Source organism: Saccharibacillus sacchari DSM 19268, assembly GCF_000585395.1.
GTDB classification, from domain to species: Bacteria; Bacillota; Bacilli; order Paenibacillales; family Paenibacillaceae; genus Saccharibacillus; species Saccharibacillus sacchari.
In genome coordinates this window covers 5,026,118-5,051,376 of the sequence record NZ_KK073875.1, presented here as the reverse complement: position 1 = coordinate 5,051,376, position 25,259 = coordinate 5,026,118, and the positions used below count along the sequence as shown (strand labels likewise).

The 25,259-nt window shown below is 53.2% G+C and carries 20 protein-coding genes; 19 read left to right on the top strand and 1 reads right to left on the bottom strand.

Going from position 1 to position 25,259, the window contains the following annotated elements; translation table 11 throughout:
• Positions 1-41: 41 nt before the first annotated feature.
• The 11 genes from tgt to SACSAC_RS21795 all read left to right on the top strand — a co-directional run bounded on the left by tgt (position 42) and on the right by SACSAC_RS21795 (position 12,144).
• A complete protein-coding gene (gene tgt, locus SACSAC_RS21845) occupies positions 42-1,181 on the top strand; it encodes a tRNA guanosine(34) transglycosylase Tgt (protein WP_037290333.1) in 1,140 nt (379 codons plus the stop codon).
• A 64-nt stretch (positions 1,182-1,245) separates the two neighbouring features.
• Positions 1,246-1,578 carry a preprotein translocase subunit YajC gene (gene yajC / locus SACSAC_RS21840; protein ID WP_037290330.1) on the top strand — a complete coding sequence of 111 codons (333 nt, stop codon included), beginning with the start codon at positions 1,246-1,248 and terminating at the stop codon, positions 1,576-1,578.
• Positions 1,579-1,802: 224 nt separating this feature from the next.
• The gene (locus SACSAC_RS21835) at positions 1,803-3,119 is read left to right on the top strand and encodes an ArsB/NhaD family transporter (RefSeq protein WP_037290327.1); all 1,317 of its coding nucleotides are present in this window, start codon (positions 1,803-1,805) and stop codon (positions 3,117-3,119) included.
• A 115-nt stretch (positions 3,120-3,234) separates the two neighbouring features.
• On the top strand, positions 3,235-3,525 hold the full coding sequence (locus SACSAC_RS21830; RefSeq protein ID WP_245608673.1) for a post-transcriptional regulator: 291 nt from the start codon (positions 3,235-3,237) through the stop codon (positions 3,523-3,525).
• An 89-nt stretch (positions 3,526-3,614) separates the two neighbouring features.
• A complete protein-coding gene (secD, locus tag SACSAC_RS21825; RefSeq protein WP_037290325.1) occupies positions 3,615-5,099 on the top strand; it encodes a protein translocase subunit SecD in 1,485 nt (494 codons plus the stop codon).
• On the top strand, positions 5,089-6,018 hold the full coding sequence (gene secF / locus SACSAC_RS21820; RefSeq protein WP_051507318.1) for a protein translocase subunit SecF: 930 nt from the start codon (positions 5,089-5,091) through the stop codon (positions 6,016-6,018). Before secD ends, secF begins: the two co-directional genes overlap by 11 nt.
• A 139-nt stretch (positions 6,019-6,157) precedes the next feature.
• Positions 6,158-7,066, top strand: coding sequence for a cation diffusion facilitator family transporter (locus tag SACSAC_RS21815; RefSeq protein WP_037290323.1), 909 nt, complete (start codon positions 6,158-6,160; stop codon positions 7,064-7,066).
• Positions 7,067-7,095: 29 nt separating this feature from the next.
• Positions 7,096-9,549, top strand: a complete 2,454-nt coding sequence (gene recJ / locus SACSAC_RS21810; RefSeq protein WP_037290320.1) for a single-stranded-DNA-specific exonuclease RecJ — start codon at positions 7,096-7,098, stop codon at positions 9,547-9,549.
• A 91-nt stretch (positions 9,550-9,640) separates the two neighbouring features.
• Positions 9,641-10,153, top strand: a complete 513-nt coding sequence (locus tag SACSAC_RS21805; protein ID WP_037290317.1) for an adenine phosphoribosyltransferase — start codon at positions 9,641-9,643, stop codon at positions 10,151-10,153.
• A 267-nt stretch (positions 10,154-10,420) separates the two neighbouring features.
• Positions 10,421-10,918: a cation:proton antiporter regulatory subunit gene (locus SACSAC_RS21800; protein WP_037290315.1), complete on the top strand. Its 498-nt coding sequence runs from the start codon at positions 10,421-10,423 to the stop codon at positions 10,916-10,918.
• Positions 10,918-12,144: a cation:proton antiporter gene (locus SACSAC_RS21795; RefSeq protein WP_037290312.1), complete on the top strand. Its 1,227-nt coding sequence runs from the start codon at positions 10,918-10,920 to the stop codon at positions 12,142-12,144. Before SACSAC_RS21800 ends, SACSAC_RS21795 begins: the two co-directional genes overlap by 1 nt.
• Positions 12,145-12,362: 218 nt before the next feature.
• On the opposite strand, the gene uraA is transcribed toward SACSAC_RS21795, so the two are convergent.
• Positions 12,363-13,682, bottom strand: coding sequence for a uracil permease (gene uraA / locus SACSAC_RS21790; RefSeq protein ID WP_037290310.1), 1,320 nt, complete (start codon positions 13,680-13,682; stop codon positions 12,363-12,365).
• 479 nt (positions 13,683-14,161) lie between these two features.
• Between uraA and SACSAC_RS21785 the strand changes: the two genes are divergently transcribed.
• From SACSAC_RS21785 to SACSAC_RS21745, 8 genes are all read left to right on the top strand, one after another.
• On the top strand, positions 14,162-16,351 hold the full coding sequence (locus SACSAC_RS21785; protein WP_037290307.1) for a RelA/SpoT family protein: 2,190 nt from the start codon (positions 14,162-14,164) through the stop codon (positions 16,349-16,351).
• A 51-nt stretch (positions 16,352-16,402) separates the two neighbouring features.
• Positions 16,403-16,846 carry a D-aminoacyl-tRNA deacylase gene (gene dtd, locus SACSAC_RS21780; RefSeq protein ID WP_037290305.1) on the top strand — a complete coding sequence of 148 codons (444 nt, stop codon included), beginning with the start codon at positions 16,403-16,405 and terminating at the stop codon, positions 16,844-16,846.
• A 151-nt stretch (positions 16,847-16,997) separates the two neighbouring features.
• Positions 16,998-17,504, top strand: coding sequence for a type 1 glutamine amidotransferase domain-containing protein (locus tag SACSAC_RS21775; protein ID WP_037290303.1), 507 nt, complete (start codon positions 16,998-17,000; stop codon positions 17,502-17,504).
• A 114-nt stretch (positions 17,505-17,618) separates the two neighbouring features.
• Entirely contained in the window at positions 17,619-18,071 is a 453-nt protein-coding gene (locus SACSAC_RS21770) for a hypothetical protein (RefSeq protein ID WP_037290300.1), read from the top strand.
• A gap of 700 nt (positions 18,072-18,771) precedes the next feature.
• The gene (hisS, locus tag SACSAC_RS21760) at positions 18,772-20,019 is read left to right on the top strand and encodes a histidine--tRNA ligase (RefSeq protein ID WP_037290293.1); all 1,248 of its coding nucleotides are present in this window, start codon (positions 18,772-18,774) and stop codon (positions 20,017-20,019) included.
• A 58-nt stretch (positions 20,020-20,077) separates the two neighbouring features.
• Complete coding sequence (gene aspS, locus SACSAC_RS21755; RefSeq protein ID WP_051507555.1) at positions 20,078-21,883, top strand: aspartate--tRNA ligase; 1,806 nt, start codon at positions 20,078-20,080, stop codon at positions 21,881-21,883.
• 95 nt (positions 21,884-21,978) lie between these two features.
• Complete coding sequence (locus SACSAC_RS21750; protein WP_037290289.1) at positions 21,979-22,749, top strand: tRNA threonylcarbamoyladenosine dehydratase; 771 nt, start codon at positions 21,979-21,981, stop codon at positions 22,747-22,749.
• 281 nt (positions 22,750-23,030) lie between these two features.
• Positions 23,031-25,211: a HelD family protein gene (locus SACSAC_RS21745; protein ID WP_037290286.1), complete on the top strand. Its 2,181-nt coding sequence runs from the start codon at positions 23,031-23,033 to the stop codon at positions 25,209-25,211.
• Positions 25,212-25,259 lie beyond the last annotated feature (48 nt).

The window sequence follows — 25,259 nt, the reverse complement described above, 5'->3', positions numbered from 1 at the left end:
GAACAGGATTTTCTCACATTTTCTTGCAAAGGAACGATCCAATGACATCCGCTATTCGCTACGAACATATCAAAACCTGTAAACAGTCCGGCGCGCGCCTCGGCCTGGTACACACGCCGCACGGCGTAATCGAGACCCCGACCTTCATGCCGGTCGGTACCCTCGCCACCGTCAAAACGATGAGCCCTGAAGAGCTCAAACAAATGAATGCCCAGATCATCCTGAGCAACACCTATCACCTGTTCCTCCGTCCGGGACACGAAATTATTCGCGAAGCCGGCGGCCTGCACAAATTCATGAACTGGGATCGCCCGATCTTGACCGATAGCGGCGGCTTCCAAGTATTCAGCTTGGCCGAGATGCGCAAAATCACCGAAGAAGGCGTAAATTTCCGCTCCCACCTGAACGGAGACAAGCTGTTCCTGTCGCCGGAAGTGGCGATGGAAATCCAAAATGCGCTGGGATCCGATATCATGATGGCGTTCGACGAATGTCCGCCGTTCCCGGCCGAACATTCTTACCTCAAACGCTCGCTCGAACGTACATCCAGATGGGCGGAGCGCTGCTTGAAGGCCCATGCGCGTCCGGAAGATCAAGGATTATTCGCAATCGTACAGGGCGGCATGCATGAAGACCTGCGTCGCCAGAGCGCGGCTGATTTGACTTCGATGGATTTCCCGGGGTATGCTATTGGTGGACTGAGTGTGGGAGAACCGAAGCATCTGATGTATGAAGTGCTGGAGTATACAGTACCGCTGCTCCCGGCGAACAAGCCCCGCTATTTGATGGGCGTAGGTTCTCCGGATGCTCTGCTCGAAGGCGCCATTCGCGGAGTCGATATGTTCGACTGCGTGCTGCCAACGCGCATTGCGCGTAACGGAACGACGATGACAAGCCAGGGCCGGGTGGTTGTACGCAATGCCCAGTACGCGAGAGACTTCGGTCCTCTCGATCCGAACTGCGATTGCTATACCTGCCGGAACTACTCCCGGGCGTATCTGCGTCACCTGATCAAGGCTGACGAGACGTTCGGCCTCCGGCTGACCACTTATCACAATCTCCACTTCCTGCTCAACTTGATGAGCGGCGTCCGTCAGGCTATCCGCGAGGATCGCTTGCTTGATTTCCGCGACGAATTCTTTGAGCAGTATGGCATGCACGCCAACAGCAACGGGTTCTAAACTGCCCCACGGGTCCAGTACGAGGACTTTCGTACGGCCATTCGCATACTAAGGGGGATTAACGATGTTTCAAGCTGCAACGCTTTCAGCTGCTCCTGCCGGCGGCGGCGGAATCATTATGACGATCATTCCGTTCGTGTTCATGATCGCCATTTTCTATTTCCTGCTGATTCGCCCGCAACAGAAGAAACAAAAACAACGTAATGCTATGCTCGGACAGCTTAAAAAAGGCGACAAGGTCGTCACGATCGGTGGTCTGCACGGTACAATCCTGGAGATTACGAACGATGTAGCTGTCCTGCGCGTAAATGATGTTACAAAAATGACGTTCGACCGCAGCGCAATCAGCCATGTTACAACGGCAGGCAGCTCCGACGTCAGCCTCGACAAGAAGTAAGATGAATGAAGGAAGTGCCGACGGCGGTGGATTGCCGCGGCCTTTCAAGCAAGCTGCCGCCGAACGGGTTACCTTCGTTCTTCGGCAGCTTCTTTTTTCCTGCTTAATAGGGCGTGTTTTAAAAAGTTTACCGAAACATTTCCCGCTAATGGCACTCTACATAATTAGGACGAGTTTGCGTGCACGCCCTATCTTAAGGGGATCTGTTGAAAGGAAGTGACTGCATGATTTCCGCAATCGATACCGCATTTTGGCCGGTCTATACGGCAGCAGCCGTATTTGCGATCGTCTATGTGCTGGTCGTAACGGAAAAAATAAACGGAGGATTGGCCGCGATCATCGGAGCGCTGGCACTGTTAGTGCTGGGAATTGTCGACTGGAACGCGGCATTGTCGCATCATATCGCACTCAATACGCTGCTGCTTTTGGTAGGGATGATGATTACGGCCGCAGCGGTTGATCGCAGTGGAATCGTTCATTTTACAGCCTTGCGAATCGTACAAATGGTATCGGGCAGTTTGCCTGCCGTACTTATCGTCGTGACGCTAATTGCGGCACTGACATCGGCAACATTGGGCAGCGGTCCGGCCTTATTGCTATTGGCACCTTTGATTCTGCGGATTGGGCGAACCTTGCGAATCGGCCCGGTTCCATTTCTGATTATGAGCGTCATCGCTTGCAATCTGGGCGGAATGACAACCTTGGCGGGAAGCGTGCCGAATATGATGATCGGTACGGCAGCAGATATGGATACACGCGCTTTTGCAGCTCATTTGTTACAGCCGGCATTGATTTTGCTGATTGTACATGTTGCCCTGCTGATGCTGATTTTCCGCCGGGAAATGAAGGGAAGCGGGGACCGCAAAGCGGAACTTGCATCGCTGAATCCTTCGAGTTATCTCACAAACCGTTCGCAGGCATTATTGTCGCTTGGCGTGCTGATGCTTCTGATTGCGGGTTTGGTCTGGCATGCTAAGTTGAACATGGGCAGTGGAACTGTCGCCCTGGTATCGGCATTGTTGATGCTTGCTGTCAATGTACGCTCGGGCAATGAACTTCGGCAAGTTAGGGAGCGCATGGACTTTAAAACGCTTGGCGTGCTGATTGGATTTTATGTGCTGGCAGGCGGTCTTGTCGAAACGGGAATTACCGGAGAAATCGCGATGAGACTCCTGGAGTTAACCAATGAGAATAAGACATTGACGGCGCTCGTTCTGTTTGCCGTGTCCGGATTGTTTTCCGCCGTGTTGGACCCTGTCCCGCTGATTGCCGCTTCTATTCCATTGATTCAGACCATTGGTTTGCAGATGGAAGTCGTTCGCCCGGCGGATCTCCAAGGACTTTGGTGGGCATTGGCATTAGGGAGCGGAATCGGTTCAAGCGGAACACTGGCAGGCTCGGTCGCGGGGGTGTTGGCTGCCGGATTGGCGCAAAAAGAAGGCTATCGTTTTTCTTACTTGTCTTACCTGGTTGTGGCATTTCCGTTAACTTTGCTCGCATTGGCAGCCGGGGGCTGGTATCTGTACGCGAACATTTTATAATCCGGCGGCTTTTGCCCGACACATTGAAGATGCGGCAGGAATGCGGCACATGGCGTCGAATGAACAACAAAGTCGGAATGCTGGGGTTTCGCGTTTACGGAGAAGGGGGCAGGTCATGACGGCAGAAGAGAAGTGGGAAGGGCAGGAACCGATAGGGGAAGAGCTTGCCGGAGAAGAATTGACTGAAGCCGTAATCGAGCTTTGCCGTCGCAAAGCGGATGAATTTCATTTTCTCGGTTATGAGCACACGACTTGGGAAGACGTGTGGCAGTGCGTGAACGGCAAGTATGCAGGCAGACAGGATCCGCCCTTGCATCGCATCGTAAACGACATTCTGACGCTGCGTGCGGACGGGATGATGAACTACCTCACTCTTGCGGCGCTGAAAGAGGCTCCCTTTTCCTAAAGGAGGGTCTTTCTTTTTGCTTCATTGACTCCATTTTACGGCGTCGCTATAATGGGAATATTGAGAAAAAAGGGGGAACCAGAAACGGCATGAAGAGAATTGTCAGTTTCATTGTTATTGTGCTCGTCTCAATCGGGGTCATGATTTGGAGCACGCCCAACCTGTTGAATTCAGTCAGATTGGGACTGGATTTAAAGGGAGGCTTCGAGATCCTGTACGAGGCGTCGCCAATGACGGGCGGAGCAGAAGTCACCCGAGAATCCCTGACCGAGACGGCCAAGAGTCTCGAAAAACGCGTAGACGCCCTTGGGGGAAGCGAACCGGAGATCACCACCGAAGGCACCAACCGGATTCGTCTTAGAATCGCGGGCGTCACCGACGAAACGGCCGTAAGGGAACGTATCAAAGAACCCGCTAACCTGACGTTCCGCAGTCTGGGTAACTCTTCGGAAGAAAGTACGACGGACGACGCCGGCACTGCAACCGAGGACGAAACGGCTGTGGAAAGTCCGGATTCAACAAGCGGAGCAGGCAGCACGGATGAGGCAACAAGTACGGACGACGCCGCAGTCGAAGATTCGTCCGACGGGGCGGCGGCAACCGAGGAAGCCGCAGGGACGGATACCGGTACGACCGGTACTGACGAAGCTGCGGGTACCGATACCGAAGCGACGCCGACCGATCCTTATCAGGGGTATAACAAGATCGAACTGACCGGGGAAGATTTCAAGCCGAACGGCGCTTCCGTGCAGTATGACTCGTTGAACCGCCCGATGATCGCAATCGAGCTGAATGATGCGAGCAAGTTCGCGGACGTCACGGGTCGATTGATCGGTCAACCGCTGGCGATCTTCCTGGATGACGAGTTATTGTCCGCTCCGTCGGTCAATCAACGTATTACAGGCGGGACCGCTCAAATTACAGGCAACTTCACGCGGGAAGAAGCGCAAAATTTGCGCGACACCATCAATCTCGGCGCGTTGCCGCTTAAGTTGACCGAGAAATACTCGCAAAGCGTCGGCGCAACCTTGGGACAACAGTCGCTCGACCAGACGCTGCGCGCCGGTATCCTCGGCTCCATCATCATTTTGATCTTCATGGTATTCATGTATCGGGTGCCAGGATTGATCGCGGCATTCTGCCTGCTTATCCATACCTGGGGAACGATCCTGATCTTCAACTGGGCGGGCATCACGCTGACCTTGCCGGGTATCGCGGCGTTTATACTGGGTATAGGCATGGCGGTCGACGCCAATATCATTACCTCGGAACGGATCAAGGAAGAGATTCGAAGCGGTAAAAGCATCTTGTCGGCTTTCCGTTCCGGCAGCAAGAGTTCGTTCCGTACCGTTATGGATGCTCAGATCACGACTCTGATTGCCGGGGCCGTCATGTTCTGGCTGGGTACGGGGTCGGTTCGCGGATTCGCGCTGGTTCTGATGATTGATATTGTGACCAGTATCATCACGAACGTCTTCCTGTCGCGTTACCTGCTCTCCCTGCTGGTTAAAGCAAAGTCCTTGAAAAAACCGGCGTATTTCGGAGTGAAGGGAAGTGAAATTCGTGAGCTCTAAGAACCCATCCTCAAGCTCGAAGTGGGATTTCAATTTTATCAAAGCCAGTAAGTATTTTTACGGATTTTCGATTCTGATCACATTGGCAGGCATTATCTGCCTTTCAATCTTCGGATTGAACTACGGCGTTGATTTCCGCTCGGGCTCGAACGTGGATATTTCCGTATCCAAGGTCGTAACGCAAGCGGACGTTCAGAAAGTACTGGTTGATGCGAAACTGGATCAGGAAGCCAATATTACGGCGGGTAACGACCGAGTCAATATTCGTTTTCCGGAAGTCTTGACTGATGCGCAAGCACAGTCCCTTCAATCGACGTTCAACAGCCAAATCGACAACAACGCATCGTACGAGATCAATACGGTGGACACCGAGATCGCTAAAGAACTGGAGCGAAATGCGCTTCTGGCGATTATTGTCGCAAGCATCGGCATCGTCATTTACGTCACAATCCGATTCGAATGGCGTTTCGCTTTGTCGGCTGTCGTTGCCCTTCTGCATGATGCTTTTCTCGTCATCAGCGTGTTCTCGATTTTACGACTCGAGGTTAATCTGACCTTCATCGTCGCGATCTTGACCATCATCGGTTTCTCGATCAACGATACGATCGTAATCTTCGACCGAGTTCGCGAGAATCTGCGTTTCGCCAAAAAGCAAACGCACGCCGATCTTGAAGATGTCGTAAACAAGAGTATCTCTCAAACGATGACCCGCTCGCTGGGTACGGTATTTACCGTATTCATCGCAGCTTTCGCTCTGCTCATCTTGGGCAGCGAATCGATTCGCATGTTTTCTCTGGCCATGGTTATCGGCTTGCTGTTCGGCGCTTACTCGTCGATCTTTATCGCAAGCCCGTTGTGGCTGGCGCTCAGAAACAAAAAGAAGCCGTCCGCGGCCCAACCGTCCAAAGCGACGAATTAATATCCTTACGGCTTGGTGCTTGTCTTCCGCTGCATAAAAAGCCGGGTGTGAGACAAGTACAAGCAGCCGTAGAGCCGCGTCCCGAATTCGAGGCGCGGCTTTTTATGATTTTGGGATCGAATACGAGAGGGGAATCATTATGACGGTCCGTCAACAAGATAGCGGGAATTCTACAGGTTGGACCGATGCCTGCCTGCTTGGTTTTACGGCGCTGGTAAAAGGAGTCGGCGGCTGGTTCGGAGGAAGTCAGGCTCTGCTTACCGATGCATTGAATTCGGTAGCGGACGCAGTGCGCGGTACGCGAAGCCCTCGCCATTCCTCCTTATGGATCAAAATACTGCTGGCGGCGTTAGTGCTTGTAGGTGCAATCGAAGCTTCCATTTCCGGAATCGGGCAGCTAATGAACGGACCCGGTCAAACACTGAACGGTTGGGCGGTTGCTGCCTTTTCCGTAGCGGTGGTCATTGGAGAAGGTTTGTTTGTTTGGGGTTATCGCCGCCGGCTCCGGCAGGACCGTGAAGCAGCGATCCGATATGCGGCAGAGCATCGAATTTCCCTTTATGCGTCCATGCTCGTAGCGGCGGGAATGGCTTTGTCGGTTGCCGGAAGCGGTTTTGACATTCCTCTGTTTGCTTATGCCGACCCGGCTGCCTCTTTGTTGGTGGCGATCCTTGTTATCGTGAAGGCGCTGCGCCTGATGTCATCGTTTTTCGAGTCTTCACCGCAGAAAGGTGCCGGACTCAAAACGGTTGATCCTAAGCTTTTTATCGAGACCGTCCAGCGCATTCAAGGCGTGATCGAAGTTCGGGAGTTAAAAGCACAGGAATCGCTCGAAACGGTTACGGTCGAGCTGGTGTTAAGCGTCAATCCCCGAATGACGGTCAAGGAAGCCGAGGAGATCGCCCAACGATCCCGAGATCTGTTGATGCATCGCTTTGTACGGATTGTAGATGTTCGCGTGCGTGTTGAACCTTATCATACGGGATATCCTTATAAATCGAACGAAGAGCTTCCCGAAAGCGGCGAGCAGCCGACGATTGTTCAATAAATTACGTTTTTTAAAAGGCAGGTGAGCTTGTGCTTCATTCCCGATATCAATGGAAAATCGCAAGTCCGAATCAGGTAACCGTGGAGCAGCTAAGCAATGACATGGGCGTGTCCCCGCTGCTGGCCTCTTTGCTGGTAAACCGCGGCTATGCCACATCCGATGCGGCCTCCGATTTTTTGAACGGAGACGAGAGTTTGGATGGGCTGCATGATCCGTTCCTGCTGCATGGGATGGACGCCGCAGTACAACGCATCCGAACGGCGCTTGAGCGGAAAGAGCGGATTTGGGTGTACGGGGACTATGACGCGGACGGCGTATCCAGTACAGCGCTCATGATTCGTTTGCTGACTGCATTGGAAGCGGACTTCGGCACCTATATTCCGCATCGGTCCAAAGAAGGATACGGTTTGCATCGGCATGCGATCGACCAGGCAGCAGCCGAAGGCGTGAAACTGATTGTCACGGTTGACACGGGCATCAGTGCCGTGGACCAAATCGCCTATGCGTCATCGCTCGGAATCGATACGGTCGTAACCGATCACCACGAGCCTCCGGCTGTATTGCCGCAAGCGGTAGCTCTTGTGAATCCAAAGCTTCCGATGTGCAATTATCCCTTCAAAGGGTTGGCGGGCGTGGGCGTTGCGTTCAAATTGTCGCATGCTCTGTTGGGGCGGCCGCCGGAAGAATGGTTGGATCTTGCCGCTATCGGTACAGTCGCTGATTTGATGCCCCTTGCAGGCGAAAACCGCATGTTGGTCGCTAAAGGGATTGAACGTATGCGCCTGCATCCGTCGCTCGGCATCAAAGAATTGCTGGCTATAGCGGGCAGCCAACCGGAACAACTGAATTCGATCGGAATTGCCTTTGCCATTGCTCCGCGCATCAATGCCAGCGGCAGACTGGATCACGCCAACCGTGCAGTGGATCTGCTGATTACCGATGAACAAGACCGTGCGGAACATCTGGCTTCCGTGCTGGATCTGCTAAACAAAGACCGGCAAAAGAACGTGGAAGAGATCGTTAGCGAAGCGATTGTCATGCTGGAAAACAAGATTGCGGCTGCTGAAGGGTTGATTCCCGACGTGATCGTACTAGCCGGAGAAGGCTGGAATGTCGGCGTTGTCGGTATTGTCGCTTCCAAAATTCTGGAGCGCTATTACCGTCCGACGATTATATTGGGTATCGATGTAGAAAAAGGAACCTGCAAAGGCTCGGCCCGCTCGATTCCCGATTTTGATATCTACGAAGCTCTATTGTCGGTCGAAGAGACGATGCAGCATTTCGGAGGTCACCCTTCCGCGGCCGGTATGAGTTTGCTGCGCGAACGTCTCGAAGATTTCGAACGCGGATTGAATGATCATGCGGCTGAAAAGCTACTGCCGGAGCATTTGGTTCCCGTCATCGAAGCCGAGACCGAATGTTCGCTGGCGGATATCCCGATTCCCGTCATCGAAGACCTGGATCGCATGGCTCCGTTCGGCATGAGCAATCCGACTCCGCAATTGGTGTTCCGGAACGTAAAGCTTCAACGCGTGCTCACGATGGGCAAGACGAACACGCATTTGAAACTGGTCGTCGAACAAGACGGTTGCGTCGTTGAAGCGGTCGCTTTCGGAAAAGGTGCATTAGCCGAGTATCTGAGTGAAGGAGATCGGTTGGACTTGCTTGCGGAACCGAGCATCAATGAGTGGAGAGGAAGCCGCAAACCCCAGTTGATGGTCCGCGATCTGGCGCTGCCGGCTTTTCAGGTATTTGACCGGCGCGCTCCTGAAGCTTCGGCAGAAGACGTTGAACGCTTTCGCAAAAAGTCCGAAAACGTATTGGCGTGCGAGCCGAGCCAGGTTGCAATCGCCTTAAATCAAACGACACTAAAAGTTTCGCAGAAGACTCTGGCGCAACTGCCGCTTTGGCTGTATGATGAATATTCCGGGATTCAAGGAACGGAAAGCAGGCAGCAGCATGCGGAGCCGGCCGAAACGCGCACATTGTTCGTTTTGGATATCCCGGATACCGCTGCGCAATTGGACAAGTTGTTGGCCGAATTCCCTGCGCTGGAAAACATCGTTCTTTTGTATCCGGCAAGCGGGCCTTCGGCGCAGCGCTTGAGCGAGCCAAGCCGCGAGCGGATCAAGACGATCTATGTAGAGCTTCGGCGCGCTGCGGCAGATCAGGTGAGCGAGGAACAATTGGTTCGACATTTGGCCCGCGCTTCCGGTTGCTCCATTCGCATGATTCGCATGACCCTTGAAGTATTCGAGGAGTTGCAGTTTGTCATTCGAGACGGAGCGATGCTTGCCGCGAATCCGACTCCGCCGAAAGCCGCTTTGGATTCCGCTTCCGCTTATCGCAAGTTGCAAGAAGCGGAAGCGGTGGAGCGCATGATGCTGGGACCTGGAGAAGATCTCGGGATTTGGCTTGCGCAGCGTCTACAAGCTGTTCGGTCCGGAAATGCGGACGCGGCTTTATCTTTTTCGTTATCGTAGTGGAATAGGTGCGTTGTCTTCGCCATTCGGCGAGGCAACGCTGTTTCTTCTGTCGAACCATCCGGGAAACAAGACTTAGGAGGAGATTTATTTGGATTTTAATCAGCATATTCGCGTTATTCCCGATTTTCCGAAACCGGGGATCAGCTTCAAGGATATCACGACGCTGCTCGGGAACGGGCCGGCTTACCGCGAAGCAATCGACGCGCTGAAAAAGCAAGTCGAGCATTTGAAAATCGATCTGATCGCGGGACCGGAAGCACGCGGTTTCGTTGTTGGCGCGCCATTGGCTTATGCATTGGGCGTCGGTTTCATTCCGATTCGCAAAACCGGCAAACTGCCTTACAAAACGATCGAAGTCGAATACGAACTCGAATACGGAACCGATAAACTGGCGATGCATATCGATGCGGTAAAAGAAGGACAAAACGTTCTGATCGCGGACGATTTGCTGGCGACCGGGGGCACGATCGCGACTTCCGTCGAGTTGGTTCGTCAACTCGGTGGCAACGTGGTCGGCGCTGCTTTCCTGATCGAATTGGAAGAATTGAACGGCCGCAGCCGTCTGGACAATGTTGAAGTCTTCAACCTGATCAAAGGCTGAGCCAAAAACCCATCGTGAGTTAATGAGCCAGAATAAAAACCCGTTATTTGACATCCCGAGAAGCAAGCGGGAGCAAATCACGGGTTTTTTGCTGTTTTGAAGCCTTTTTCGCCAAAAGAGATAAAAAAGAACGAAAAAAAGCATTTTTTTGAAACCCTTCGCGAACCGTCACGTATTACGTAGGGAGACTCAGCAGAGGAGCCTCTATTCGTATTGGCTTCGTACTGTATAATAGTCCAAATTTTTAGAGTTAAGGAGGGAGATAAAATGTCCGTAATTAGAGAAACCGACCTTCCGGGGATCGGGCGCAAGTTCCTGATCGACACGGAAGAAGGAGACCGCGTCATCGTGATTTTGCATGAAGACGGTCAGCGCGAACTGTTTTGCCCATCGCCGGAGGAGCCGGAAGAGTTGATGCGCGTCATGACGATGACCGATACCGAAGCTCGTCAGCTCGGCGGCATCGTGGGCGGCATGAACTATCAGCCGACGGCGCTTGAGAAAGTCGAGCATACGCTGGATCAGTTGTCGATCGAATGGTATAAGCTTAAAAAAGGCATCAAAGCGATCGGTCGTTCCATCGGCGAACTTAAAATCCGCGAAAACACGGGAACCGTTGTTATTGCGTCGATCGATACGATGCATAAGCAAACCGTAAGTCCGGGACCGGAATATGTATTGACCGAAGGCATGACTTTGGTACTGGCCGGCGAACGGCAAAACATTCAGAAGTTGAAAAGGATCTTGGAAGTAGGTGAGGCTTGATGGACCATATGGTATTCGAAGTCGGGATCGCAGTGCTTCTCATTGCGCTTGCCGGTTTCCTCTCCGCTAAACTTCGCTTTTCCGTAGTTCCTTTTTATATCCTCGCAGGTATGGCTGTCGGACCGCATGCCCCGCATTTCGGTCTGATTGACCTTCGATTTATCGAAAGTGCGGAACTGATTAACTTCATGGGTCGTCTTGGCGTAATCTTCCTGCTGTTCTATCTGGGTCTGGAGTTCTCGGTCGGACGTCTGGCCAAAGCCGGAAAGTCGATCGCGATCGGCGGCTCCATCTATATCGGAATCAACTTTACGCTGGGACTGCTCTTCGGTCTCGTATGCGGATTCCCGATTCTGGAAACGCTCGTGATTGCCGGCGTAACCACGATCTCGTCCAGTGCGATTGTCGCGAAAGTGCTCGTTGACCTGAGACGTACGGCCAACCCGGAAACGGAAATGATTCTGGGCATTATCATGTTCGAAGACGTCTTCCTTGCTGTTTACCTTTCCATCTTGTCCGGTCTGCTGCTCAGCGGAGCGACGACGCTTGGCGGCGTGCTGCTTTCGGCGGGAATCGCGCTCGGCTACATGCTGCTGGTCCTGATTGTCGGTCGACTGCTTGTTCCGGTCTTAAATAAGATCTTGGGCGTTTCTTCGAATGAAATCTTTTTGACGACCGTTTTCGCTATGCTATTCATCGTGGCGGGTTTCTCCGAAACGATTCACGTGGCGGAAGCGATAGGCGCATTATTGGTCGGTCTGGTATTGGCCGAGACCAAGCACATGCATCGGATTGAAAAAGCAATCTTGCCTTTCCGAGACTTCTTCGGGGCTTTGTTCTTCTTCAGCTTCGGTCTGACCATTGATCCGCTTAGTCTTCAAGGCAACGCGGTATGGCTCGCGATCGGCGCAGTTATTCTGACGATTATCGGAAACTATACGGCAGGCATGTTGGCCGGACGCAGCGGAAAACTTTCGCCGAAAGCTTCCTCGAATGTCGGTCTGACAATCGTTTCGCGCGGCGAATTCTCTATTATTATGGCGAACCTTGGCGCAGCGGGCGGACTGATGGCGATTCTTCAGCCTTTTGCGGCGATTTACGTTTTGATTCTCGCCGTGCTTGGACCTTTCTTGACCAAAGAATCGGCCATGGTGCATAAATTCGTTACCAAAATCGTTCCGATCAAATGGTTGAAAACCAAAGCCGGAGGCGACAAACTGCAATAATGGATGTAAGGTATTGATGATTTAGGAATACAGGAATTATTTTCCTATAACATGGAACGGCAGTGTCTGTTATCCGATTTTCCGTATCATGGGAAAATAACTCGTGCAGCAAGAATATGGTCCATTAAGTCAGATTAGCTATAGGGCGATCAACAAAGAAAAGGCCGTGCGCTCTTCTTCGGAAGAGGCACGGCCTTTTTAGCAGGTTTCGAACCGGGTCAGATATCCGGCGTTTTTACTTCAGTTTCGATTTCTTCTTTTTCGTTGGAGAGTCCGAACATTTGAATCAAACGGAAGATCAGGTTGACGAGAATGCCGACGATTGTTGCAAGGGCCATGCCTTTCAGCGAAACTTGGCCGATCGTCAACGTGATGCCGCTAAGACCCGTACCCAGAATGACTGCGGCAAGCAGCATGTTGACCGATTTGGAGAAATCGACTTTTTGTTCGACGAAGATGCGCAGACCCGAAACCGCGATAACCCCGAATAAAAGAAGGGATACACCGCCCATAACCGGGTCCGGAATGTTGGCAACAGCCGTAGAGAATGTGCCGGAGAACGACAGGATAATCGCGATAACCGCCGCTCCGCCGACAACGAATACGGAGTAGACTCTAGTCAAAGCCATGACGCCGATGTTTTCGCCGTACGTCGTGTTCGGCGTGGAGCCTACGAATCCGGACAGAACCGTCGATACGCCGTTACCGAGCAGCGAGCGATGCAGGCCCGGATCTTTCGACAAGTCTTTTCCGACGATATTGCTTGTCACAAGCAGGTGGCCGACATGTTCGACGATGACGACGAGCGCGGCAGGCAAAATCATCAGAATCGCCGCGATATCCCAAGTCGGCGCGGAGAACTTCGGCCAGGACAAGAAGCTTGCCTCGGCTACGGCTGCCGTGTTGACTTCACCCATCAAGTAAGCCGCGATATAGCCGACGGCGATGCCGATCAAGATATGAATGATTTTCGGGAAGCCGCGGAATAACACGGCGCCCAGCACAGTCACGGCGAGGGTAATCAGCGAGATGATAATGGCATTTGAGCTGTATGTAACGACTCCGGTAATTTCGTCTTTTGCGCCCAGCAGACCTGCGAGATTAGCGGCAACCGGTAGCAGCTCCAGACCGATGAGCGCGACGATGCAGCCCATGACGACCGGCGGGAACAAAAAATCGATCCAACGGGTGCCGGCAATTTTGACGATCCCCGCCACGATAATGAAGACGACGCCGATGACAATGAATGCGCCTAGCGCTTTCGAATAGTTGTCCATGTTGCCCGGCGTAACGAGGACGGCGCCTACCGGAACGAGGAACGCGAAGCTCGACCCCAGGTAAGCCGGGATTTTCCCTTTGCAAATCAGAATGTAGAGCAGTGTGCCGATTCCGTTCATCAACAGGATTACGCTTGGGTCTACCCCGAACAAATTCGGGACGAGAACGGTACTGCCGAACATGGCGAACAAATGCTGCAAGCTGAGAAGCAGGCCTGGGCCGAACGCCGGTCTTTCATTCACTTGAATTTCACGCTGCAAAGATTCTCACTCCTTAAGGGCATAGGTTGGAGCCGCTCCATTAGGCGTGGAAGAAGCGGCTCTGGATCGGATGAGAAAAACGGGTGGAAAGGCGGTAATGCACCGAGGCCGAAATAGCCAAATCCGTACGCGCTTGATCATCTTAGCTAGATTACAGACAATTTTGTTTTTTTTCAATAACATTTTCGTGGGAACTCGCAATAACTTTCGGATTTAGGCGATTTAATGTTCGAAACGGAAAGTTGAATGCAAACCGTGAGCTTTTCATGAAGAAAGCAACAATTTCCTTGCACGCATTGACGGGGGTTAGCCTAAAAGGCATAATGAAAGGAAAACCGTTTATACAATCGCTTAACGCGAGATTATTTTGTCTTTTTGCCCGAAAGGGTCGAAGACGAAACGAACCTCATCTACACGCCTGAATGCGGATTTCGCGGACAGGCTTCATTTTCTTATAGAAAGGAATCGGAAAGGACTCAATGGGCATTGAACGATTACTTGAAAAGGCGTCCGTTTACATCCGAGAGTCGGACCTTCCGCGCATCCGGGAAGCCTACGAATTCGCTGACAAGGCTCATTTTGGCCAAGTCCGAAAGTCCGGCGAGCCGTATATCCTGCATCCGCTGGCGGTTGCAGATATTGTCGTGGGCATGCAGATGGACACGACGTCCATCGAAGCGGCCCTGCTTCACGATGTAGTCGAGGACACGACCGTCTCGTTGGAAGAGATCCGCGAGCACTTCGGCGAGACCTGCGCAATGCTCGTCGACGGGCTAACCAAGCTCGAGCGCATCAAATTCCGTTCCAAAGAAGAACAACAAAACGAGAACTATCGCAAAATGTTTATCGCGATGGCTCAAGACATCCGCGTCATCGTCATCAAGCTGGCCGATCGGCTGCACAATATGCGTACGCTCAAGCATCAATCGGAAGAAGGACAGCGGCGGATCGCGTACGAGACGCTGGAGATTTTCTGTCCGGTCGCCGATCGTCTGGGTATCTCCGCGATCAAGTGGGAGATGGAAGATATCGCTTTGCGCTATCTGAATCCTCAGCAGTACTACCGAATCGCCAACCTCATGCATAAAAAGCGCGCCGAGCGCGAGCAGTTTATTTCCGACGTCATCGGCCGCATTCGCGAAAAGCTTGACGAGATGGGCATTGAAGCCGATCTGTCTGGACGTCCGAAGCATATTTACAGCGTGTATAAAAAGATGACAAGCAAAAATAAGCAGTTCAACGAAATTTATGACCTGCTGGCGATTCGCGTGCTGGTCGATAACGTCAAAGATTGTTACGCGACGTTGGGGATCATCCACACGCTGTGGAAGCCGATGCCGGGTCGTTTCAAAGACTATATCGCCATGCCGAAAGCGAATATGTATCAGTCGCTGCACACGACCGTCGTCGGTCCGAACGGCGAGCCGACCGAAGTACAGATCCGTACCTGGGACATGCACCGCACGGCCGAATTCGGTATCGCGGCGCACTGGGCGTACAAAGAAGGCACGACGGCGACAGGCAGCGGGATCGAGAACAAAATGCCGTTTTTCAAAGAAATCATCGAACTGCAAAACGAAGCGAAAGACGCGTCCGAATTCGTCGAATCGCTTAAGATGGATTTCTTCTCCGACCTGGTGTTCGTGTTCACGCCCAAAGGACAGGTGATCGAGCTGCCTGCCGGATCGGGACCGCTTGATTTCGCTTACCGCATCCATACGGAAATCGGCAACCGGACGATCGGTTCGAAGGTGAACGGTCGGATCGTACCGCTGGATCATAAGCTGAAAACGGGCGATATCGTGGAAATCCTGACTTCCAAGCATTCGTACGGACCGAGCCAGGACTGGGTGAAAATTGCTCAATCTTCGCATGCGCGCAGCAAGATCAAGCAATGGTTCAAAAAAGAACGTCGCGAGGAGAATGTCGAGAAAGGCCGGGAAGGATTGGAGCGCGAGATCAAGAAGCTCGGGCTTGAAGTATCCGAATGGTTGACCGACGACAAGCTGCTGGAAGTCGCGAACAAATTTGCTTTTAACGATACCGAAGACATGCTGTCCGCGATCGGCTTCAACGGAATCACGGCTTCGCAGGTTATCACCCGTTTGACCGAAAAATGGCGCCGCGAACAGGAAGAGACCAGCAATCATCTGGAGTTGACGAACGAAGTCCGCGAAGTGAAAGCTGCTCCGGCCGACAAAGACAAAAAGCGTCCGACCAACGGCGTTAAAGTTAAGGGAGCGAGCAATCTGCTGGTGCGTTTCGCGCGCTGCTGCAATCCGGTACCGGGAGACGACATTGTCGGTTATATTACGCGCGGTCGCGGAGTCTCCGTGCATCGCGCGGACTGTACCAACATCCCGACGGCGGGCGACGGCGAAGAAGCCGGACGCGTCATCGAGGTGGAGTGGGAAGACGCGGTCGAATCCAGCTTCAGCGTCGACATCGAGATCACGGGCCTGGATCGTCGGGATTTCCTGAACGAGGTGCTGCAAGCCATATCGGAGAGCAAAACCAATATGACTGCCGTCTCCGGACGCGCGGACAAAAACAAAATGGCATTGGTGCATATTACGATCCTGATCCGCAACACCGAGCATTTGCAGTCGGTGGTCGAGCGGATCAAACGGGTACGGGATGTGTATACGGTACACCGGATCATGCAATAAAGGGTGCTGCGCATGTCGCTTCGCCCGGTTAGAGAAGGAGCTTTGTTTCCTATGCGGATTGTGATTCAACGCTGCAAGTCTGCCTCTGTGGATGTGGAAGGACGTACGGTCGGCAGCATCGGCCACGGCCTTGCCATTCTCGTCGGCGTGACGGAAGGCGATACCGAAAAAGACGCGGCCTATCTGGCGGATAAAGCGGCCGGACTGCGTATTTTCGAAGATGGAGCCGGAAAAATGAACCATAGCGTCGAGGACGTGGGCGGGGCCGTTTTGTCTGTGTCTCAGTTCACCTTGTACGGAGATTGCCGCAAAGGGCGACGTCCGAACTTTATGGCGGCCGCCCGTCCCGAGCCTGCATCGTCCTTGTACGAAGTCTTCAACGAGACGCTGCGCGCCCGCGGATTAACCGTCGAAACGGGCGTGTTCGGCGCTATGATGGACTTGTCCCTGATTAACTGGGGGCCCGTCACGCTGATCATCGACAGCAAGGATTAAAGCAAGATCGACCGCTTCGGCTGCCTAAGGGTAGCGCCGAAGCGGTTTTTGTTTTTGCGGCGGCTTGGTGTTAGAAGTGCAAGAAGGCAGGGTAATAAGAAAGCGAGAACAGATCACATCACGGATCCAGCAGAGAGGAGTTCTGAACGATATGAGTAAAATCGCGTTTTTGCTAGCCGACGAATTCGAAGATTCCGAAATGCAAGTGCCTTACGACGAGGTGAAAAATGCCGGACATACGGCGGAAATCATCGGATTGAAAGCCGGGCAAACGGTAAAAGGAAAGCTCGGCAAAGCCGAATATACGACGGAAAAAGCGATCTCCGAAGCCAAAGCGTCGGACTACGATGCCGTTGTTATTCCGGGAGGTTCTTCGCCGGAAAATCTGCGCCTTGACGAACATGTGCTGCAATTCGTCAAAGACGTCAATGCTTCCAAAAAACCGATCGCGTCCATCTGTCACGGACCGCAAATCCTGGCCAGCGCCGATCTGCTCAAAGGACGCACGATTACTTCGTATCCGCCTTTGCAGGACGACATGGTGAATGCGGGCGCTCGCTTCAAAGACGAAGAAGTGGTCGTAGACGGCAACTTCATCACTTCCCGTACGCCGGAAGACGAGCCAGCGTTCGTGCGCGAACTGTTAAAAGCTTTGTAAACGAAGGTCCGCGAAGTCGGCTCAGCCGACTTCGCTTCCCTATAAACTTCACAGTTCAGGCACAATGGCAATACATGCAATACATGAACGTCCAATACAAAGGAGGGAATTACGATGTCGAAACATATCCAGGCCTATTTCAGAACGGAAAGCGAAGCGGAAGGCGCACGAATGAGTTTGATGACCTTTACTACGGAGCAGCTTGAAGTCGGGGAACTCCAAGGCGGAGTAGGCTTCGGCGGAGACCGCGGCGGCCGCGTCGTCGTGCCTTTGGTACCGCTCTCCGGAGCGAACAACACGACCTACACGGGCGGAACTGCCGCTGCGGGCGGAGCAGGAAGCATGATCGGCGATCAAGCCGTGCCGGTACCTCCTCCGAGCGATAGCAGCGCGGTAGGCGGACGTCCGATCGACAAAGACGACGTGATGGACGTCAATGAGAACGCTTCCGACGCCGACCTGCGCGATTTGACGTACACCCTTTCCGTCAAAGTAAAGGAAGAAGATTATATGGACGTCGTGCGCAAGCTGCGCAACAACAACGGTTACGTGCACGTCTACGATTGATAAAAGACACTTGTAATGCAATTGTAATATTAGATTCACATTCCTTTAACAAGCAATCGTTATAGTAAAGGCATGACCCCCTTAGATATATTTGGAACGACTCGCGGCAGCAGCCTGCGGGTCTTTTTTTTGCTTTTCGTGAAAAGACTTCATGTTACGTTTGCGCAAACGGTTGACTTTAGTCATGTACTTGATTACAATCATAAAATATAACAAACGCAGTGAGCCTTTTCGTGCCGGATCGGACGGATTGACTTACGGCGAATATCACGATTCGATGACGGGAAAAAGTAATTCGGGCATCAAAGCGCACAAGAGAGGAATTCCGTGGCTGGAAGAATTCCGCGTGGCGACCGAACCAAAGACCTCCCCGAGAACGCACGGCGAACGACGGAAAAAGAGCCAGGCTTACAGCTTGGATGATCCTTTTTGGAGTTCCAGTAGCCGATGCGCGAAATAGACGGGCGTTAACCGTCGTTTAATGAAGCGGGCTTTCGCTTCTCTCGATCTTGCCGGTTTGGCTGCGCAGGTGTTCGAGAGGCGTTCCCGAAATGTGGGTGGCACCACGGGAGATTCGTAATTACGGTCCCTCGTCCCTGTACTATGCGTACTAACGGCATAGACGGCGGACGGGGGGCTTTTTGGTATTTTTATACAAGCACCCGGCCGCGCAAGCCGGAAAGGAAGGAAAGAGAATAACATGGATTTTCAAAAGCCGAAAGGCACCCTTGATTTTTTGCCGGGAACAGTAGAAAAATGGCAGTACGTAGAGAGCAAGGCACGCGATTTGTGCAGACGGTTTAATTACCGCGAAATTCGCACCCCGATCTTCGAATATACCCAGCTGTTCCAACGCGGGGTAGGCGAGACGACGGATATCGTGCAGAAAGAAATGTTCTCGTTCCAGGACATGGGCGGACGCGGCATGACGCTGCGGCCCGAAGGCACGGCAGGCGTCGTTCGCGCTTACGTGGAGAACAAAATCTACGGCGAGCCGGACGTGTCCAAGCTGTTTTACATCGGACCTATGTTCCGTCAGGAGCGCCCGCAGGCGGGACGGTACCGTCAATTCCACCAATTCGGTATTGAAGCGATCGGTTCTGTAGAACCGGCAATCGACGCGGAAGTCATTGCTTTCGGATTGCAATTCTTCGAAGATATCGGCTTGAAAGGAACGAGCGTCGAGATCAATTCGGTCGGTAATGCGGCAACTCGCGCGGATTATAACGACAAATTGCTTGCGTTCCTGAATCCCATGCGAGACAGCCTGTGCAAAGACTGTCAGAGCCGGATCGACCGCAATCCGCTGCGCGTGCTCGACTGCAAAGTCGATCAGGACAAATTCACCGACGCGCCTTCCATTCTGGATAGCCTGGATGAAGAAAGCCGCACGCACTTTGAGGCGGTTAAAAGCAATCTGACGGCGATGGGCGTCGAATACACGATCAATCCGCGTCTCGTAAGGGGTCTGGATTACTACACGCTGACGGCGTTCGAGTTCAAAACGAAAAGCGGAATCGGCGCGATCGATACGATCGGCGGCGGCGGCCGTTATAACAAATTGGTTGCCGAAGTCGGCGGACCGGATCAACCGGGTATCGGCATGGCGATCGGCATGGAGCGTCTGCAACTGCTGCTGGCTGACCAACAAACGCAAATCGAAGCCGAACTGCCGTTGGATCTTTATCTGATCGGATTGGGCGAGAAGGCAAATGCGGAGATTACAAAGCAGCTTCATAAGCTGCGCCGCTTGGGTTTCTCGGCCGAACGCGATTATCTGGATCGTAAAATGAAAGCACAGATGAAATCGGCGGATCGTCTGCAAGCGCGCTACACGGCTATTCTCGGCGACGACGAATTGGAACGCGGCGAGATCGCGGTCAAGTCGATGGAAACGCGCGAACAGGTGACGGTTGCGCTGGACGATCTGGCTTCCGTATTGAAATAGGCTTTCGGACGTAACGAAATCAACCATACTTTCACAACCAAAGGAGATTAACCTTATGATGCTCAGGACTCATCACTGCGGACAAATCACGTCGGCACAAATCGGAGAGAACGTTACACTGAACGGTTGGGTACAAACCCGCCGCGACCTCGGGGGCGTATTGTTTATCGACCTGCGCGACCGCAGCGGTATCGTGCAAGTCGTTTTCAACCCGGCTTATTCGGGCGAAGCGTTGCAAACGGCAGAACGCGTGCGTACGGAGTATGTGCTGGCTGTTAAAGGAACAGTCGTTAAACGCGAAGAAGAAACGGTTAACAAAAACCTGCCGACTGGCGAGCTTGAAGTTCGCGTGACGGAAATTGAAGTGTTGAACGCGGCGAAGACGCCTCCGTTCTTTATCGAAGACGGCATCGAAGTCGATGAAGCACTGCGTTTGAAATATCGTTACCTTGACCTGCGCCGTCCGGAAATGCAAAAAACGCTGATGCTGCGTTCGCAGTCGGCGAAAATCTTCCGTAACTTCCTTGATGCGCAAGAGTTTGTTGAAGTCGAAACACCGATCCTGACAAAGAGCACGCCGGAAGGCGCACGCGATTATTTGGTGCCGAGCCGCGTGCATGAAGGCGAATTCTTCGCTTTGCCGCAATCGCCGCAAATCTTCAAGCAATTGCTGATGGTCAGCGGTTTGGAACGTTATTATCAGATCGCCCGCTGTTTCCGCGACGAAGACCTTCGGTCCGACCGTCAACCGGAATTCACGCAAGTCGACCTTGAGATGTCTTTCGTGTCGCGCGACGAAATCCTCGGCATGATCGAAGAGCTGATGGCGAAACTGTTCCGCGAAACGATCGGCGTGGAAGTTCAACTTCCGTTCCAACGTCTGACGCATGCCGAAGCCATGAGCAAATACGGTTCCGACAAACCGGATCTGCGTTTCGGCATGGAACTGGTTGACGTGGGCGACATCGTAGAAACGAGCGAAGTGAAAGTCTTTGCTTCGGTAATTGCAAGCGGCGGTCAGGTCAAAGTGCTGAACGCGAAAGGCTGCGGCACTTGGACGCGTAAAGAGATCGACGATCTCGGTCCTTACGCGGCGCGTTACGGCGCAAAAGGCCTGGCTTGGATCCAAGTTAAGGAAGACGGCTTCAAGGGACCGATCGTGAAGTTCATGAGCGAGGAAGTCATCGAAGCGCTGCGCGAGCGCACGGATGCCGAAGTGGGCGACTTGCTGCTGTTCTCGGCCGACAAAAAACAGGTTGTAGCCGACGTGCTGGGCGCGCTGCGTCTGAAGATCGGACGTCAACTGGGCCTGATCGACGACAGCATTTACAAATTCGCATGGGTGCTTGAATTCCCGCTGCTCAGCTACGACGAAGAATCCAAGCGCTATGTAGCGGAACACCATCCGTTCACTCGTCCGCTGGAAGAAGATCTGGAACTGTTCGAGACCGACCCGGGTGCGGTTCGCGCTCAAGCGTACGACCTCGTATTGAACGGCTACGAAGTCGGCGGCGGTTCGCTGCGAATCTTCGAACACGATCTGCAGCAGAAGATGTTCAAGCTGCTCGGCATTTCGGAAGAAACCGCGCAAGAACAATTCGGCTTCCTGCTCGACGCGTTCCAATACGGTACGCCTCCGCACGGCGGATTCGCATTCGGCTTCGACCGTCTGGTGATGCTGCTCACGCAGCGTACGAACCTGCGCGAGACGATTGCTTTCCCGAAAACGGCGAGCGCAACCGACTTGTTGATGAACGCGCCATCGACCGTCGACAAAGGTCAGCTTGATCAACTGCACATCAAACTCGCACCGAAGCCGGCTAAAAAGCCGGCGGCTTCCGAAGGCGAAACTCAGCAAGCTTAAGCACTCGCACGACGATAGAAAGGCAGCCGGCTCAGGCCGGTATGCCTTTTCCGTTTGTTTAGAACGCATAAAAAATTCAAGGAGGTTCATCGATTATGCTGCATGCTTTTTCCCGCACTGAGCTTGCGCTTGGACCTGAAGGCATTCAAGAACTTAAAAACAGCACCGTAGCCGTTCTCGGCATCGGAGGCGTAGGGGCAATGGCCGTCGAAGCTCTAGCCCGTTCCGGCGTCGGAACGCTGATTATGATCGATAAGGACGTCGTGGATATCACGAACATCAACCGTCAGATTCATGCATTGACGACGACGGTAGGCCAGCAAAAGACCGAACTGATGGCCGAGCGCGTCAAACTGATCAATCCGGACATCAATACGATCGTGCTGAACATGTTCTACACGGAAGAAACGTACGAGAAGCTGTTCGAGCACAAGATCGATTACGTCGTAGATGCGTCCGATACGATCATTTACAAAATTCACATCATCAAAGAGTGCTTGAATCGCGGCATTCCGATCATCTCCAGCATGGGCGCGGCCAATAAGATGGACCCTTCGCGCTTCCAGATCGCAGACATTTCCAAAACGAAAATGGATCCGATCGCCCGTATTATCCGAAACAAGCTGCGCAAAGAAGAAGGCATCAAGAAAGGCGTCAAGGTCGTGTTTTCGACGGAGAAGCCGATCAAGCCCCGCCCGGACGTCACCGAACAGATTGCGCCGGCAGGAGCCAAGATTCGCAAAGCCAAGCAGCCGCCGGCGAGCAATGCCTACGTACCGCCGGTTGCAGGTTTGATCATGGTCAGCGAAGTGGTCAAGGATCTCATGATCCGCGGCGGCCATCCTTTGCCGGATCAGGAGCAATAATCACAATTTCATCATTAAAATCAGAAAAGGGACACGAAACTTTCGATCAGGAAAGCCGCGTGTCTCTTTTTATTGCGATCGTTCATCAAATAATTAAAGCCGTTTGCATGGAAGTGTGCTATGCTAATATTCCTTTTGCATTTTCGCTTCCGTTTTTTGGTTTGCGGCATGCCATTATTTTTCCGGCATTTTGTGCGACATGGCGTATCTGGGATACGCTCAGGCTTTGTCGGTTCGCAAGAACATGTGTGCAAAATGCTCATCTTAGGAGGTAACTGAAAATGAGTGAAGACGTTCAAAGTGCCTATCGGGAAGAGCAAAACAAGCTGTCGTCCGTTCTGGAAGAGATCGGAACGCAGCTGGGTCGCCTTCAGGCGGTTCCGGTGTATACCGGACACGATTTTACCGAGCAAGTGCTGGAAGCCGGACGCGAAGAGCGCCGTCAGAGGTTAGCGAAGTCGGAACCGGAGCCGTATTTCGGACGCATGGACTTCGAAGAGGACGGCAAAGCTTCCGCGGCTCCGCTCTATATCGGCAAGACCGGACTGGACGGCCGCGATCCCGGCAGCTTGCCGATCGTGATCGATTGGCGCGCGCCTGTAGCCAGTCTGTTCTATTCGTTTACCGGCGGCGAGGACAGAGTCGAATACGAAGCGCCCGAAGGCATCATCGGCGGCGAGGTTCATCTGAAGCGGAACATCATGGTGCGCAAATCCGAGCTGGAGCGCGTCGTCGATACGTATACGCGCGGCGGCGAGGAACCGGCGGTATCGGATGAATTCCTGCTGTATCGACTCGGCGAAAATAAAGACAATCGGCTGCGGGATATCGTGTCGACGATTCAGGCCGAGCAGGACAAGATCATTCGCGCCGAGAAAAATAAAGCGTTGATCATTCAGGGCGTTGCAGGCAGCGGAAAAACAACCGTCGCCCTGCATCGTCTGGCCTTCCTGCTGTATCAGTATCAGGAGCAGGTGTCGGCCGAGAAAATGATCATTTTTGCGCCAAACGGCATGTTCCTTGACTACATCTCCGGCGTTCTGCCTGAACTGGGCGTCGGGGATATTCAACAGCGGACCTTCACCGATTGGGCGGCAAAGCTCCTTGATGTGGAATCCATGCTGGCCAATCCGGCGGAAACATTGGACTTTTGGTTCGGACAGGCTGGAGGAACGGCACCGGGAGAAGACGCGCCGGGTCGCTTCAAAGGCTCCGACCTCTTCCGTGCGATGCTCGATGCCGCAGCATCCGCGCTTGAAGCATCCGGAGCGCCGGAGCTGGAGTTCTCGCCTTGGGACGGGAAAGTTCTGCCTTACGAGACCATCCTGCATTGGTATGCCGAAGAGTATAAACATTACTCGGCAGGCGGGCGGAAGGAACGCGTATTGGCACGGATTCATCGCTGGATCGAGATGGAATTGAAGCCGGTCAAGCCGGAGACGTTACGCAAAGAGCATAAGAAAAAAGCGACATTGCGAGAAAAAGCGTATGCGAAAAAATGGCCGGACTTCAGTCCGCTGACCTTATACAAGCAAATCTTCGGCGCCGCCAAAGATGCACGGGGCATCTTGCCTCAAGAAGCTTTTGCCGCTATTCCCGCCCCTGTACTGAAGTCTACTCGTAAAGACCTCAAGGAAGGCCGGCTCCGCGAAGAAGATTTGCCTGCGCTGCTGTATCTGCATCAACTGCTGAACGGTATTGAAGGCATCGAGCGGTTCGACCATATCGTCATCGATGAAGCCCAGGATTTTTCGCCGTTACAAGTCTCCGTGTTGGATCGATTTGTCCGCGGACATTCGTTTACCATCCTCGGCGATCTGTCCCAAGGCATTCATGCTTACAAAGGCGTGCATGCCTGGGAAGAAATGAGCGATCTGTTCGGCGCGGAAGAGACGTCGTACCACGCCCTTACCCGAAGCTATCGTTCGACGATGGAAATCATCGGTTTCGCCAACGTGATCTTGTCGGGGGGCGTGTCGAATGCCATCGAAGCAGTGCCCGTGTTCCGGAGCGGGAATCGGGTTCGCATGATCGATTTCGGCATTGACGAGGCAAAAGAAACGGCTGACGTGCAAGCAGCGGCGAAGGCGATTGCTGCGCTATGGGGACGCGAGCATAAGACGGTGTCTTTGCTTACGCGTACGCAAGAGCAAGCTTCCGCGCTACATGCGGCCTTGCTGCCGGAATTCCCGGAGTTGAACCTGATCGACGGCAGCATGACGCAGTATGAAGGCGGGCTGTCCGTGCTTCCTCTGCATCTGTCGAAAGGTCTGGAGTTTGATGCCGTTATCATAGCGGATGCGGGGCGTCGGAACTACGGGGATTCGGAATGGGACGCGAAAATGCTGTACGTAGGCTGCACCCGTGCGCTGCATGAGCTATGGGTTCTGCATGGCGGCGAGACGCCAAACTTCCTGAACGACGTTGCGGATTGGAGCGATGCGGGCTGGCCTGAAGCCTAGCGGAAAAGAGGACGAAGCTTCGCGGCTTCGTCCTCTTTGCGTTCGTTT